This is a genomic window from Brevibacillus sp. HB2.2, assembly GCF_013284275.1.
GTDB classification, from domain to species: domain Bacteria; phylum Bacillota; class Bacilli; order Brevibacillales; family Brevibacillaceae; genus Brevibacillus; species Brevibacillus brevis_D.
Genome location: NZ_JABSUV010000025.1, coordinates 91,718 through 105,789 on the forward strand (window position 1 = coordinate 91,718; position 14,072 = coordinate 105,789).

Here is a 14,072-nt window from a genome sequence, read left to right on the forward strand (position 1 = left end):
TAAAAAGAAAATGTTTGATCTTAATCAAACATCTCTTTTTCTACGCCAAGCAGGTGGTAGAGCATGGATTCTTCGGCTCTTTTTGAATTTTTGTTGGCGATCGCCTTGAAAATTTCCTTGTGTTCAGCCAGGAGCCGTTCCGGATTTCCTTTCGTTTGAAACATTTTTTCGCGGCTTGCCTTTAATGCCTTGCTCATGGTCTCAGATATGGATTGCATGATCGATTCCAGAACCGAGTTATGACAAGCTTTGGCGATTTCGTAATGAAATTTCCAGTCGGCCTTTTCTCCTAAATCTCCATTTGAAACTGCGGCTTCCATTTCTTTCAATGCATCCTCGATGCGTTGCAAATCTTCATTAGAACGTCTCTCGGCGGCCAGTTGAACGATTCCCGTCTCAATGATCTTCCGAACCTCCAAGAGTGACATGATGTCTTGTTCCGTGACAGGTTGAATCGGTTCAAATCCTGACAATACCTCATCTGGATTTAAGCGGGTGACAAAAGTACCTTCCCCCTGACGAATGGTCACAAGACCCATCGTTTTGAGTGCACTGACTGCCTCTCGCATGGTTGACTGACCGACTCCGAAAAGCTCGCTGAATTCGCGAAGAGAAGGCAGGCGATCTCCAGGTTTGTAAACTCCATTCATAATTTGATCTTTGATATAGTCGGATACTTCTTCGTACGTTTTACGTACTTTGAATTGTGGTATCGCTTTCATTCTGCATTCACCCGTTACTTTCTTAGGGTCATCTGATGAGTTCATACTAGCTGAATTGTCAGTTAGTTGTCAAGGCTGCATTCTTTGTGGCATTGGTTGCGAGTGGAAAAGGGAAATCATTCAACTTTTAAACCACTGGTTTCGAATATTCAAAAAATACTTGTCAAAAAAAACAGGGGTACATATAATGAGAACTGTCGAATAAAAGACATCAGATGACCATATCAAATGGTGACATTTTGACTGTCGGGTAAATATAAGTTCGTAAGGGGGATATCAAGCCATTTTAAAATTTCATTTCCGAAACCGCTTTCAATTAAAAGAATAAAAAAGAGGTGGAAACCATGATATGGACGCAAGTTTTTACTCCTGTTGGGGGGAGTCTCGGAATCTCTGCGCTTGTTGCGCTTATTCCCATTCTTTATTTTTTCTGGGCGCTTGCGATCAAACGTATGAAAGGCTATATGGCAGGGCTGACCACTTTACTGATGGTGATCCTAGTTGCCGTATTGGTGTATCGCATGCCTGCGGGAATAGCGATAATGTCTTCGGTGCAAGGAGCCGTTTATGGTATTCTGCCCATCGGATGGATCATCATTTCCTCAGTATTTTTGTACAAGCTCACGGTGAAGACAGGGCAATTTGATATTATCCGCAGCTCTGTCTTATCGATCACGGAAGACCGCCGTCTGCAGGCACTTCTTGTCGCCTTTTCTTTTGGAGCCTTTCTTGAAGGGGCTGCCGGTTTTGGCGCTCCTGTAGCGATTTCTGCTGCGCTTCTTGTAGGCTTGGGTTTTCATCCTTTGTATGCCGCGGGTCTTTGCCTAATTGCCAATACGGCACCCGTTGCTTTTGGCGCGATCGGAATTCCGATTATCGCCATGGAAGGTCCCACGGGCGTTCCAGCCATGGAAATATCCAAAATGGTCGGCCGCCAGCTGCCTATCCTATCTGTTTTTGTTCCCTTCTATCTGGTTGTGATCATGTCTGGATTTAAAAAGGCTCTTGAAGTGCTTCCAGCGATCCTAGTTTCCGGCATTTCTTTCTCCTTGACACAATACGTCACATCCAATTTTATGGGGCCGGAGCTTCCTGACATTTTATCTGCACTGGTTTCTTTGGTTGCATTAACCTTGTTCTTAAAAGTTTGGAAACCGAAAACGATTTTCCGTTTTGCCTCGGAACAAGCAGCTACCGCAGAAGTAGCAGCCGCTTCACAAGCGATCAAGAACAGCAAAGCTCCCTTTACAACCGGACAAATATTCAAGGCATGGTCTCCCTTCCTGGTATTGACCGCCTTTATCTCTATCTGGGGGATTCCGACTGTGAAAAAAGCGCTGGTCGGCAAATATGAAGGGGCTAATCTTTTATTTAACTGTCTCAATCCCATTGGCAAAGCTTTAAGCTTCACGCCTGAGGTCCCTGGTCTGCATAACCTGATTATCGATGTGAATGGAAAACCGATTGCTGCTCTCTTCAAATTGGAAGTATTGGCAGCAGCCGGAACAGCGATATTGCTTGCTGCCATCGTAACCAAATTTATCGTCAGCATCTCTTGGAGAGATTGGCTTGCCACTTTTGGCGAGACATTGAACGAGCTGAAATTTCCGCTGCTCACGATTGCGTCTGTTGTCGGTTTTGCCTATGTTGCAAACGCTTCCGGAATGAGTACCACACTGGGGATGGCGTTGGCAGGCACGGGGATGTTATTCCCGTTCTTCTCTCCGTTCCTTGGCTGGTTAGGGGTGTTTATTACTGGCTCAGATACTTCTTCCAACCTGCTGTTTGGAAATCTGCAAAAAGTCACAGCAACTTCAGTGGGAATGGAACCTGTTTTGGCCCTTGCAGCCAATACGAGCGGTGGTGTAGCGGGTAAAATGATTTCGCCGCAGTCGATTGCCGTTGCCTGTGCTGCGGTAGGACTCGCCGGAAAAGAATCTGATTTATTCCGCTTTACAGTGAAACACAGTTTACTCTTGGTTGTAATAATCGGTATTATCACGTATTTGCAGTCCAATTTACTGTCATGGATGGTTCCATAAAAACAGCGGGTGCTGAAATAGCACTCGCTGTTTTTTTATCCGTTCCAAACCATTTATGACCGTTGTTCAGGCACAGTGCTTTCCTGAGGGCGTTGTCAAAGTCCACGCAATCGGCTTTTACTTAATCGGCTCACTCGCCATGTCGGCAACTGCGCGGTACAGATTCGGGGGATATTCGGCGATCCGGTGGCACAGGTATAAAAACCATTCACGACCATAGGTTACGTAGATGCGAACCGGATAGCCAGCAGATTGCAGCTTTTCGCTAAGCTCCGGACGAATGCCGTAAAGCATTTCGAACTCGGCGCTCCCTGAATCGAGCAGCCCGAGGTGGATTGCCTCGTTGATTATACTCTCATCATGTGTCGCGATTGATACGCGATGTCCTCGGTGGATGGCGTCTTGCACCAGCGTCAGATAACGCTTGTCCAGTTCTGATGATCGGGACAGCGCATGCGTCGCTGGTTCTTGGTAAGCTCCTTTGACAATCCGAATGAGGCGAGGCGAATCACTTAATACAGCCAAATCCATCGGTGTGCGGTGTAAATGCGCCTGCAGCGTTATGCCGATATTCGGATAGTGGGCAACGGCCTTCTGATAAGTGTCCAGAATAAGATCCGTCTTTGCGGATTCCTCCATGCTCACAAATAGTTCTACGTTAGCTGTCCTTGCTTCATCGGCCAGTTCCATCAACTGACGGTAAGCAAGATCCTTCTTCACCGACAGGCCGATATGCGACAGGTCGAAGGAAACACGGTCACCGATTTCGCCCAACTCGCAAATGAGTGATTTCATCTCTTCTGCAGCTGCCTGACACCTCTTTACATCCAGCGTGTTTTCGCCTATATATTCCAACGATATTTTGTACCCCATGTCGGCGAGCCTGCGTGCAGCTGCAAGCCCGTCTTGACGGTTTTCGCCTGCCACGTACTGTCCAGCCGCACGCCGCAACAGCCGATTCAGCCAGGGTGTCAGCTCTACATAAGACTTGATGTCCTGGCGTCTGGCCACATTTTTTAGGGTATCAGTCAATCTTTGCTCCCAGTCAAATTCATGGTTCATAAGTAGTCTCTCCCTTCTTCATTGCACCTGAGTATACAAGGGAACAGGGGAGAGCGTATTGTAATTTATTGCTCTTTTTTAACGCGATAAAGCATATCGCTGGGGGGGAACACCGACAATCCTGGCGAAGGCCCTTGAAAAATGGCTCTGGTCGTAGAAGCCTGTTTCCACGGCAATATCTGCAATCGGCCGTTTTTTAGCAAGCTCGACCTTGGCATGATTGATCCGGAGCAGGTTCTGGTAAGCATGAGGAGGCATATGTGTTCCTTTCTTGAACAGTCGGATGAGATGAAATCTGCTAATCCCTAAAGCCTTCTCCAACTCCTCAAGTGTGACCCGTTCAGTATAGTGAGCGTGCAGATACTCTCGAATTCGTCCGATATACTTTAGCTCTTGCCTGTTGCGGGATGAATGCTCTGAATCGAGTGTATTCCAGTTAACGAGGGCATGTATCAATTCAATGACCAGGGTTTCAATGACCAGCGGTTCGTCTGCTACTGTGAGAGATTCCATCACCCGGTTGATCAGATGGCGGCAATATTGATTTTTATCTCCTTCTAGTAAAAACGGGATGTGAAGTTGTTCCAGTTCTCTTCGCTCCAACTGTTTCAGCCAATCCTGCTTGATGAACAACATCTTGTATCTCCATACTGTGACGGACGCAGGATGACAGGCGTGCAGCATGTACGGCGGAAAACTGATCACTCTGCCAGCCTCAACCTGATGCATTGTTCCGTCGCACCAGGCGCTCGTTTCTCCTTCATCAATCGATCCGATCGAATATTCCTCATGAAAATGCTTCTGGTATGTCAAATCACTCTTCGTGCATTGTTTTGCTTCAAGGAAAGGCAAAGCTTCGTTTCGGTAAAAGGTTACATCTGGCATGGTATGGCTCCTCTCCCTAATGTTCTGAGAAAATAAATAGTTTTTGTGTCCGTTCTTACCTGAAATTCTTTCAATTATAATAGTACTTCGCTGTCAAAGACAATTACACGCTCATCGGAACTGGTTGCACCGGATCGCATATAACCATTGTGTCAATGAACCGCGGGGCCGAAAGAAGACCGAGAGAGTGGAGATCAGCGAGATTTGAGACATCCCCGTTAACTTGGTTCAAGTCCGTCTCCATCGTGCCAGAAAAAAATTGGAAGTGCCCGATTCAACTCCGAGAAAAATAACGAGTATGCTACTGCAGGCTGGCACCCCTGTCGGAAATGCTTAGACAAAGGAGAAACCCCACATTTGTTGGGGTTTCTTACAGTATCGCTTCTTAATCTCACTTTTCTAAAAGAAAATAGAAAGTATTTTAACTAAATGCATCTTCTTTGTTACGACTAGATATTGTCTAAATGGAGAGATGCTTATGGATAGTTATAGAGGATGAGGTAGGGCTTGCAACCCGCAACTCAAGAAAACAGTGGGAGGTAGCGAAAGCCGTTCTGTTCTTAACCAGCAAAGATGCTTCTTTCATTACAGGCCTCAGTTTGATGTTTGTTGGTAGATGGGGGATACACTGCCGTTTAAAATACTCAAAATGTGGCTGTTCTCTTGTCCCACTATGCTTCATCATATAGCAAGAACGAAAAAGGCATAGACGCCGTTTTTTACTTTGAATAAAACTTACTGGCTCATCAACCGGGAATCCTTTGGCAAGAGTAACGCGAGTATGCCAATCAACGGCAAGTACGCGCATAGTTGGATGACGAAGGCCACCCCGGTCTGGTCAATCAACCAGCCGAGCACAACCGAGCCAAGTCCGGCCATGCCGAACGAAAGACCGAAAAACAAACCTGCGATCGTCCCCACCTTGCCTGGAAGCATTTCCTGGGCATATACGATGATGACGGAAAAACCCGACATAAGAATGGCTCCAATCGCCAGGCACAGAAAAACAGAAGCGACCGGACCAGCGTAAGGCAGCCACAAAGAAAACGGTGCCGTTCCGAGAATCGAAAACCAGATGATCTTTTTTCGACCGAAACGATCTGCGAGCGGGCCTCCGAGCAAAGTACCCAACATTCCCGAAAATTGCAGGGCGAACAAGGACATCTGGGCGCTTTCCATCGGCAGCTGATAACGTTCCATGTAATAAAACGAATAGAACCCTGTCATGCCCGCAAGATAAACGAACTTGGAAAACAGCAACATGATCAACGTACCCAGAACGAAAAATACGAAAACCTTGGGTCTCGTAAAATCACTTTCCCCAGAGGAGCGCCTCTCCGGCCTGTTCTGTAAATGGATTTGGCCGGTGTACCATCTGCTTACATACCGCTGAACCACGATGCCAATGAGGGCCAGCAACGTAAACCACAGAAACCCCAGCTGTCCCTGCGGCGAAATGATATATGCCGCCATTAGCGGGGCAAGAGCTTGTCCGGTGTTACCGCCAACCTGAAAGATCGATTGCGCGAGTCCTTTGCTGTTGCCTGCGGCAAGGTGTGCCACGCGGGATGATTCCGGGTGAAGCACAGAAGAGCCGACGCCTATGAATGCAGCGGAAACAATCAGCATCCATAAACCAGACGAGAAAGCAAGACCAATCATGCCAAGCAACGTGAAGACCATGCCCAAGGGCAGCAATGCCGGCATTGGTTTGCGGTCTGTATAAGAGCCGATCAGTGGCTGAAGTACCGATGCCGTCAGGTTAAGAGTAAACGCGACCCACCCAATTTGGGTAAAGCTAAGCTGCATCGATTTTTGAAAAATAGGAAATGCGGCAGGCACAATATTCTGCATTGCGTCATTAAGCAAATGTGCCATGCTGACTCCCAGTAGCATGAAGTTGGCGGTTTGTCTGGCCGTTCCAACTGTCGCAGGTTGAGACATTCATTTCACCTCTTTCTTTTTTTCCTATCTTAACGATGGGCTGAAGAGCTTGTCGCCGTGATTATTGCTTTGAAATTGTGCAATAATTGCTATAATGAAAATAGGTGGGAATTATATGATTATTAAAGTCTCAACGCCGCATCTGGAACTATGGCAGATCGAAGGGGAATTCTCCAATCATCCGCATATTCACGAGAACGAGCTCCAAATTACCATTCCGATATTTGGTCATTGCCAGTTCACGCTAGTAAATCGCCATTACAGGCTAGTGGACGGTGGCGGACTAGTGCAGCATCCAAAGGAGCAGCATTTTTTCGAGATCGGGTCGCAGTCGGGCGTACTCATTTTTAAAGTCAACCATAACAGCTTGAAGGAGCTAACCGGACAAGAAGAATTTGAATTTGCGGTGCTGCAGAAATTCGACCCCAAATTTATGCGAGAGAAGTTCCGCAATTGGACGAACGCGCTTCTCTCTTGCGACACAGCAGATCGGCTTGCACAGGAAGAATTGGAGTCGCAGGTGCTTTTTTACTTACTCGGCGATTTAGCTGGCAACCACAAAAACGATCCCAATCCCACCGTGAGGATACCCGCGCACTATTCCGATCCGCAATTGGGAAAGGTTCTGGAATATATTCATGATAACTATCGGAATGATATCCGGGTTGATACGCTTGCTTTCATGGCCCTGCAAAGCCGATATCATTTTATACGGTCCTTTAAAGCGATGATGGGTGTCACACCATATCAGTACGTACTCCTGCTACGAATGGAGGAGGCTAAAAGGCTTCTGAAAAGATCGATCCATTCGGTGACGAAGATTAGCTTCAGCCTCGGTTTTTCAAGCGTCAGCCAATTTCAAAGGACGTTTGTCAAAACGGTAGGCATGACACCTACGCAATTCCGGAACTTCAGCAATTGAAGAAAGAACCAGTGAGCCTTTGTGGCATCTCACTGGTTGAAAACTGGACCATTCGCTCCGATTAGAAAATTCCAACCCCTTTTATAAATCTAACCAGTTAGTTATATTTTAATGAACGAGGTTCAACATGGCAGAAAGAAAGAAAGAAAAAGACGTATGACGCTGCCAGAACTAAGGAAATGATCCTTATCGCCGCGGAAGAATTGTTTGCTGAGCATGGGTTTTCTGCGACCCGAATTGATACGATTGCAAGTGTAGCTGGATATATCAAAAGTCTCATTTATCAATATTACCAGGATAAATTGGGTCTCTATAGCGGTAATCAAACGTGCTGATCTAGCGGGTAATAACATTTTGAAAGGTTGGCTGGTGATTTGCTATCGGATGAGGGTAGTGCTTCCGATCCGGCTAAATTTCGCCGGCTGCTAAGGAGATCTATTCGTATATGGTTTGAGCAAAAGGCCGTTATCGTCACTGGTGGGGCCAGTGGCATTGGGGCAACAACGGTCAGATTATTCGCTGAAGAAGGTGCGAAAGTGGTCCTAGCAGATTTGTCTGAAGCATTCCAGACTATCTCTAAAGAGTTTAATCAAAGAGGCTTGGACACGCATTTTATTCAAATGGATGTCACCAAAAAGCGATGGTTCCACTGATCAGCTTGACTTTGAAGTATGGAAACGCACGATTGATGTTAATGTAACGGGTGTTTTTCTTTGCAATAAACATGCTGTCAAGCAAATGCTGAATCAAAGTGACGGAGGTGCGATCGTCAACTGCGGCTTTGTCCACAGCTTCGTTGGCAAAGCACCCGTTGGCAGATTGGGCAAACCAGAAGAGGTAGAGAGAGCCGTCCTGTCCTTAGCCAGCAAAGATGCTTCTTTCATTACAGGCACCAGTTTGATGGTAGATGGAGGATACACTGCAGTCTAGAATACTGAGGATTCAGGTTCTTAGGCAGTGAAACCAAACAGTATGGAGAGCGCTACTCTGCCGATGTAGAGGTCAGCGGTTCGATCCCACTATGCTCCACCATATGAACGACATTAAAACCCTTGAGAAATCAGGGGTTTTTCTTTTTTGTCTTGATTTTCATTTGACAAGTTGTTGAAAGATTGTTGACGAAATTTAAGTTAAGTGGCTGCATTCCTTGCTCAGTATCATAGCGAGACTGCAAGCCAAGAAGTAAGAGGGCAGACATTGGATAGACCAATTGTTCGCTGCTCAAGGGTTCCCAGAAGTTATCGACAAGGACGCTGATGGAAAGGAATACAAGAAGACTGCACAAGTTGCTCGTTATGGAAACTCGGTACCGCCACCATTCGTGGAAGCATTAGTCAGGGTGAACTTGCCAGAACATTGCACCGGATCAGGAAACGCCGTAGCATTCTAACATTACAAACAGCCTGTCGGACAGATGGCTCTGACGGTTTGGGATACAAAATGCTCAAGTTGTTAATTCATGTTTCAGCTTGCAAGCAAAAGGATACTTTCACCTCACTAGCTCCACTTATGTATTAAGTACAGGACTATCGTTCTTGTCTAAAGTGAATTTATCGACTCTCTTTGACCCTATCGGCCAAGTTCTTTCTTCGTTTCTCTATAGAAGAGAAATTGTGAAATGTGATCTTCGACAAAAGGCAAAGAAAATAATATGGGATGAATGGACTCTGATCATCACGATAAATTAAATGTTGATAACTCAAGTATGACACCGCCTTTATCAATCTCGAGCCGGCTCTTGAAGTTGTACAGAAGGGAAAGGTAGAGGAAGAAATTAAGGGTTAGCATTGGATGGTAAAAGAAGTCGAACGTCGTGGATGAAGCACAAAGACGAATTGAGAGTATATCCAATTTTACAACGATAATCGGCCGCAAAGAAAATTAAAAAAGCTGACGCCCGTAGAATTCAGGCGTCAGCTATCCATCTTAAGGCCGGGACTTTTCTCAATGTCTACATATTGGGGTCTTGACCATAATCCGGGGAGGGATTCTTTTTCATGGACTTCAATTTTCCAGAAGCGTTATAAGAACCAACAGATCCATAATGACGTAAAGTGTTAATGCGGTAAGAACTATTCCTTTGATCTGTTTAGTTTCTTTATAGTCCATTGTGAAAAAAGCTGCAGAGACTATCCAAATAATGCTCACGAGGATCGCTCCAAGAAAGGGGGAGAGTGCTAAATGAGAGAGTAGCAAGATGGCAAAAAAGCCAAATACGTTATGAATGATGTAGCGGGTTGCTATCAAGTACCGTCACCCCCTTCCTATATATGAAGGGGTAGAACGAAAGTGTTCTACCCATCTGAAAAGTATTATGATGCTGAGTAAACTTTAGGGAGCCCTAATGTAGGGCTACTGAAGGCATCAATGTAAACCCCATTACCTCTGTCAATCTTGGTGACGACGTAAAGACTCAGTACACCAGTACTAACTATAATCGAAGCTATCCAGCTAGGACCCCTAAACCTACAAGTATCCCCGCTGTTATGGTGCCACCTCCGCCGATTCCATTGCTTCAGAGCGAATGTCTTGACATAACTCATGAGACAGATAGAAGCGGTGTCCCCACCAGAAAAGTTCGTAATCCCAGTATGAACCAGTATCAATTGAAGTGGCAACCATTTTTGGTTAATTGATACTTTTTTACCATTTTTTATAAAGTTGCTTTTGTTCTTTTTAATCAAAGAATTTGTTTGACTTAAGGCAGCTACTGCGGCAACCTGATTTAAGTGGATAGATCAACATGGGGTGACTCAGCAGTGGCTTTGCAAAGAGGCTGGAATAAACAAGGACACAGCTACAAGAGCTACGTCCAGTGATGAATATTCCCCTAACTTAAGATGGCAAACGGGATAATAAGAGCTTTGCGCAAGATTGATCCAAATGTAAAATTAGATGATTTCTTGCCAATGTTAAAAGCCCCGACATATAAATGCCGGAGCATAGAGAAAATGTTGACCAGTTGTTGACGGATTGTTGACCAAACTCGTCAACAAGTACCTAAAATCACTTAATACGAACGGGCTCGAGCTTTGATAAATGCAGATTCTCTTAAATGTCACCTATTATATCTTACCTATTAATTAACACTGCCGATGTAGCGCTCTAACATGGTGGTCAGTTTCCCGTTATGTTTTTGATCGTCAATTTTCGTTTTTATGAAAAACCTCTTTGGCAAGAAGAATTGCCGATCCAGCACGTGGCCATCCTACATAAAAAGCAAGATGTGTCATCACTTCTATCAGTTCTCCTTCAGTAAGACCATTTTCCTTGGCAAGGTTGAGATGATAAGGGAGTTGACTTGTATGCTCGCTAGCTATTAAAGCGGATACCGTAATGAGACTCCGCTCCCGGAGCGACAGTTCTTCTCTTCCCCATACATCACCGAACAGAATTTCTTCCGTATAACCGACAAAGGCTGGAGCAATATCTCCAATGGTTTCTCGAGCAGTCGATGTAATCCGTTTATGTCTCATCGTCATTCCTACTTTCTCTTTTTTACCCACACAAAGCCGCATATCAAATCATTTGGGCAATTCCGTTTCCAAACGTCCAATCCTCCACTTCCGTTTCAAGCAGAACAACAAATACATCTTCTTCTTGGATGTTGCACTGAATGGACAAGAGCACGGATAAATTTTTATAAAACGCTCTTTTTTGATCTCTGCTCCTTCCTGATCCACATGTTATTTGGATATAAAGCAACCGGTCTGTTCTAGCAATATTCAAGTAATCAGGACTGTAATAAAATTCGCTCTGTCCATGGGCGTGAAAGACTTGGAAAAAATCATTTTCTGGAACACTGAAATGATCTCGCAAGGCGCTCATGATACATTGACTTATAATGGGCAAATCCTTCTCCGTATATTGATTTTCTAGGTAACCCACTCGTACGAATGGCATCTTGTATGACCCCTTTCATTTTCATAACTCGATTTTACGCCTTCCATCTTCATCTGTATAATTGAATTAAATCATAATATTTTTCATTTTTTTAGATGGAGTTGATGGCATGGATTTGAAAGAACTAACCACATTTCGTACCATCATTCAAGAGGGCACGTTCACTAAGGCAGCCGCAAAGTTGAATTACGCGCAGTCTACCGTCACCAATCAAGTGCAGAGACTGGAGAAGGAATTTGGCATCAAACTTTTTAAAAGAGGCTGGGATGCAGAGTTAACGGCATCAGGAAAAATATTTGCTGAGGAAGTTGATAAACTGATTCATCATTGGAATTATGTATTGGAGCAAGCCAAATCTTTGCAAAAAGAAGAGATTGGGATACTGAATATCGGAGTAATCGAAACCTTGACAGCAACTGTGCTGCCGATAGTCCTTCACAAATTCCGTGAATGTAGACCAAATATTACCTGTAATTTTGTCGTTGGAAATACGGACACACTCTCTCAGGCATTACTTGATAACTCACTTGACTTCGCCGTTTGTGGAGAACCGTACAATCTACCTTCCTTACACCTGGAGCCTCTATACAACGAAAAGATTTCCTTTATCGTGTCTAAAGATCATGTCTTTGCCTTGAAACCCTCTCTCTCACTGGAAGAACTGTATGAGTACCCGTTGATCGTCGGGGGAAAAAACTGCTTGTACCATATGCGTTTGGAAAAAGAATTTTCCCGCTATTCTGCTAAGCCATTTTATTATTCAGTCAGTCAAATTTCTTCAATACCATCATTTGTACAAGAAATCCCGTCTGTCGGAGTAGTCCCGAATTCCTTACCACTATCGTCTGATGTGGTCACCATACAGGTCGAAATGTCAGATCCGTATATTCCTATTGGCTTGTTACAAAAAAGCAGCATAGAAAATATATCTTCGACTAAAAAATTGTTTTTGCAATATTTAAAGGAAGAATTGCTCAATTTGCAAGGACGAGTAGGCTTAACTTGAATTAGGTATTATGAACCGTTGCTTTCGAGAGCGTATTTATTCAATGGAGAGATGATGTAAAATATGGAAAAAGGCTTTAAATGAAGGAGGCACTAAATGGAAACATGGTTGGAAGAGTACAGTCGTGGATACAAAATGCTGCGGGAAGCCATCGAGGGGTTGACGGAAGAGGAGCTTCGTTTCAAGCCTGCACCGGACAAATGGAGCATCCACCAGATACTTATTCATGTAACAGATTCCGAGATTTTGTCGACGCACCGGATGAGAAAAGTCCTGGCGGAGGAAGAGGCGAATCTCTATTCGTTTGACCAAGACTCATGGGTGAATGGAGTGGGGTATGATCAGTTGGATCTCGAACAGCATCTGCTGCTCTTCCAATTGCTACGCAACAGTATGCTGCCAATTTTGACCAATCTGACAATACAACAGAGCGAGCGAGTAGGGGTGTATCCCGATGGAGCGCGGTTCACTTTCAAAGAATTGCTGGAATATCGCATCCAGCATGTGCGCGTTCACCTTGCCCAGATTGAGCGTGTGAGAGAGGCGTATCGACAGAGATAACCCCACGCCAGTTTGAGAACGTGGGGGCAAAAATGAATAGGAGTTGGTAATCTCCTATATTTGGGAAATCTCATAATTGAGTGTGTAAGCTATATCGTCGTTGGACTCTTTCACAGGATGAAATCCTAAGCCCCATTTGTTATCTATGTTCCATGTATGAATAAAACCAGGTAATTCGTCATCACTAACCGTATCAATTTCGTTTCCATAAACCTCGATATGAATGATTGAGTTATCAGGAACATCAAGATCATGACTGATATCAATGGCGTACGGTGTATTTTGTGCTTTTAGATTTTTTGTCCAGGAAAAGATGGATCCATTAATGATAAAATTCCATTTTGTTTCTAACGTACTGTCAAATGCTCCATCATCAGATCTGTGAACGACTATGCTTTTAAATGTAACACGAAATTTACCCATTCCTCATTCTCCCTCAGAACAAAAGTTTTTTGATTGTGCCGGAACACAATTCTAAATGTATTCAGGTTTAGTGGGTATATTACTCTTGGCGAAATAATAAATCATTGTGAAAAAACCTAAAAAATCGGGGAGTATCAATACATGGTTGCAGTATAAAATAACGAAACTAAACATTCAGAGGAGCACTCTATCATGCGATTTTTCGTTTGATAAGGGTTGCTCTTTTTTTGCTTGATGAGGTGATCGCCAGACCCATACTTAATCTGGTTGGATGTAAGAAGCCAATTAAACGGCTTTGGACGAGTTCACTTACAAAAGATAGTGTAATCTTCTGATTTAAGGGGGTGGTTCAAGCTTATAAAAACATTCGTTCGGATATATTTAAGTATGTTGCTCCTTTTTATCAAATAATCAAGGATGTGTATGAAATGCCATTCATTGTACTAAATACATGGCCAGCTATGTCGAAAGATATGAAAAAGAATTCATTGTACAGACAACAGAGTTAACAACAAACGAATTAAAGATCGTGCCGGATAAAATTCAAGTGTTGATACATGAACTTGAAAAAGAAAACTGAGGGAAGGCAGGCGCTTCCGCAA

14 protein-coding genes and 3 pseudogenes are annotated in these 14,072 nt (G+C 44.2%); 9 read left to right on the plus strand and 8 right to left on the minus strand.

Annotated elements, in window-relative coordinates; all coding sequences use genetic code 11:
- Positions 1 to 20: 20 nt before the first annotated feature.
- Entirely contained in the window at positions 21 to 722 is a 702-nt protein-coding gene (locus HP401_RS30660) for a FadR/GntR family transcriptional regulator (RefSeq protein WP_173606085.1), read from the minus strand.
- A gap of 344 nt (positions 723 to 1,066) precedes the next feature.
- Between HP401_RS30660 and HP401_RS30665 the strand changes: the two genes are divergently transcribed.
- Positions 1,067 to 2,764, plus strand: a complete 1,698-nt coding sequence (locus tag HP401_RS30665; protein ID WP_173606086.1) for an L-lactate permease — start codon at positions 1,067 to 1,069, stop codon at positions 2,762 to 2,764.
- Between the two features lie 117 nt (positions 2,765 to 2,881).
- On the opposite strand, the gene HP401_RS30670 is transcribed toward HP401_RS30665, so the two are convergent.
- The 3 genes from HP401_RS30670 to HP401_RS30685 all read right to left on the minus strand — a co-directional run bounded on the left by HP401_RS30670 (position 2,882) and on the right by HP401_RS30685 (position 6,655).
- Entirely contained in the window at positions 2,882 to 3,826 is a 945-nt protein-coding gene (locus HP401_RS30670) for a proline dehydrogenase family protein (RefSeq protein ID WP_173606087.1), read from the minus strand.
- Positions 3,827 to 3,904: 78 nt separating this feature from the next.
- Entirely contained in the window at positions 3,905 to 4,711 is an 807-nt protein-coding gene (locus HP401_RS30675; RefSeq protein ID WP_173606088.1) for an AraC family transcriptional regulator, read from the minus strand.
- A 735-nt stretch (positions 4,712 to 5,446) separates the two neighbouring features.
- Positions 5,447 to 6,655, minus strand: a complete 1,209-nt coding sequence (locus tag HP401_RS30685; RefSeq protein WP_173606089.1) for an MFS transporter — start codon at positions 6,653 to 6,655, stop codon at positions 5,447 to 5,449.
- 115 nt (positions 6,656 to 6,770) lie between these two features.
- Here HP401_RS30685 and HP401_RS30690 point away from each other — a divergent pair, with 115 nt between their 5' ends.
- From HP401_RS30690 to HP401_RS30705, 5 genes and pseudogenes are all read left to right on the plus strand, one after another.
- A complete protein-coding gene (locus tag HP401_RS30690) occupies positions 6,771 to 7,577 on the plus strand; it encodes a helix-turn-helix domain-containing protein (RefSeq protein WP_173606090.1) in 807 nt (268 codons plus the stop codon).
- A gap of 179 nt (positions 7,578 to 7,756) precedes the next feature.
- On the plus strand, positions 7,757 to 7,912 hold the full coding sequence (locus HP401_RS35735) for a TetR/AcrR family transcriptional regulator (protein WP_173606091.1): 156 nt from the start codon (positions 7,757 to 7,759) through the stop codon (positions 7,910 to 7,912).
- Between the two features lie 108 nt (positions 7,913 to 8,020).
- Positions 8,021 to 8,507 (plus strand): annotated as a pseudogene (locus tag HP401_RS30695) (SDR family NAD(P)-dependent oxidoreductase).
- Between the two features lie 277 nt (positions 8,508 to 8,784).
- Positions 8,785 to 8,967: pseudogene (locus tag HP401_RS30700) on the plus strand (DNA cytosine methyltransferase); the annotation flags it as partial.
- Positions 8,968 to 9,422: 455 nt separating this feature from the next.
- Positions 9,423 to 9,638: an IS3 family transposase gene (locus HP401_RS30705; protein ID WP_309145142.1), complete on the plus strand. Its 216-nt coding sequence runs from the start codon at positions 9,423 to 9,425 to the stop codon at positions 9,636 to 9,638.
- On the opposite strand, the gene HP401_RS30710 is transcribed toward HP401_RS30705, so the two are convergent.
- From HP401_RS30710 to HP401_RS30720, 3 genes are all read right to left on the minus strand, one after another.
- A complete protein-coding gene (locus tag HP401_RS30710) occupies positions 9,582 to 9,824 on the minus strand; it encodes a hypothetical protein (protein WP_173606092.1) in 243 nt (80 codons plus the stop codon). The two genes, HP401_RS30705 and HP401_RS30710, sit on opposite strands and share 57 nt — an antisense overlap.
- 896 nt (positions 9,825 to 10,720) lie before the next feature.
- The gene (locus HP401_RS30715) at positions 10,721 to 11,053 is read right to left on the minus strand and encodes a carboxymuconolactone decarboxylase family protein (RefSeq protein WP_173606100.1); all 333 of its coding nucleotides are present in this window, start codon (positions 11,051 to 11,053) and stop codon (positions 10,721 to 10,723) included.
- Positions 11,054 to 11,096: 43 nt separating this feature from the next.
- Positions 11,097 to 11,480 (minus strand): tautomerase family protein, encoded by a 384-nt coding sequence (locus HP401_RS30720; RefSeq protein WP_173606093.1) that lies wholly within the window; start codon positions 11,478 to 11,480, stop codon positions 11,097 to 11,099.
- A gap of 109 nt (positions 11,481 to 11,589) precedes the next feature.
- Here HP401_RS30720 and HP401_RS30725 point away from each other — a divergent pair, with 109 nt between their 5' ends.
- Together HP401_RS30725 and HP401_RS30730 are read left to right on the plus strand one after the other, a co-directional pair.
- On the plus strand, positions 11,590 to 12,486 hold the full coding sequence (locus HP401_RS30725) for a LysR family transcriptional regulator (RefSeq protein WP_173606094.1): 897 nt from the start codon (positions 11,590 to 11,592) through the stop codon (positions 12,484 to 12,486).
- A 96-nt stretch (positions 12,487 to 12,582) separates the two neighbouring features.
- Positions 12,583 to 13,047, plus strand: a complete 465-nt coding sequence (locus HP401_RS30730) for a DinB family protein (RefSeq protein WP_173606095.1) — start codon at positions 12,583 to 12,585, stop codon at positions 13,045 to 13,047.
- A gap of 54 nt (positions 13,048 to 13,101) precedes the next feature.
- Here the strand turns inward: HP401_RS30730 and HP401_RS30735 are convergent, their stop codons facing one another.
- On the minus strand, positions 13,102 to 13,470 hold the full coding sequence (locus HP401_RS30735; protein ID WP_173606096.1) for a hypothetical protein: 369 nt from the start codon (positions 13,468 to 13,470) through the stop codon (positions 13,102 to 13,104).
- A gap of 428 nt (positions 13,471 to 13,898) precedes the next feature.
- Here HP401_RS30735 and HP401_RS35625 point away from each other — a divergent pair.
- Positions 13,899 to 14,047: pseudogene (locus tag HP401_RS35625) on the plus strand (tautomerase family protein); the annotation flags it as partial.
- Positions 14,048 to 14,072: the final 25 nt, after the last annotated feature.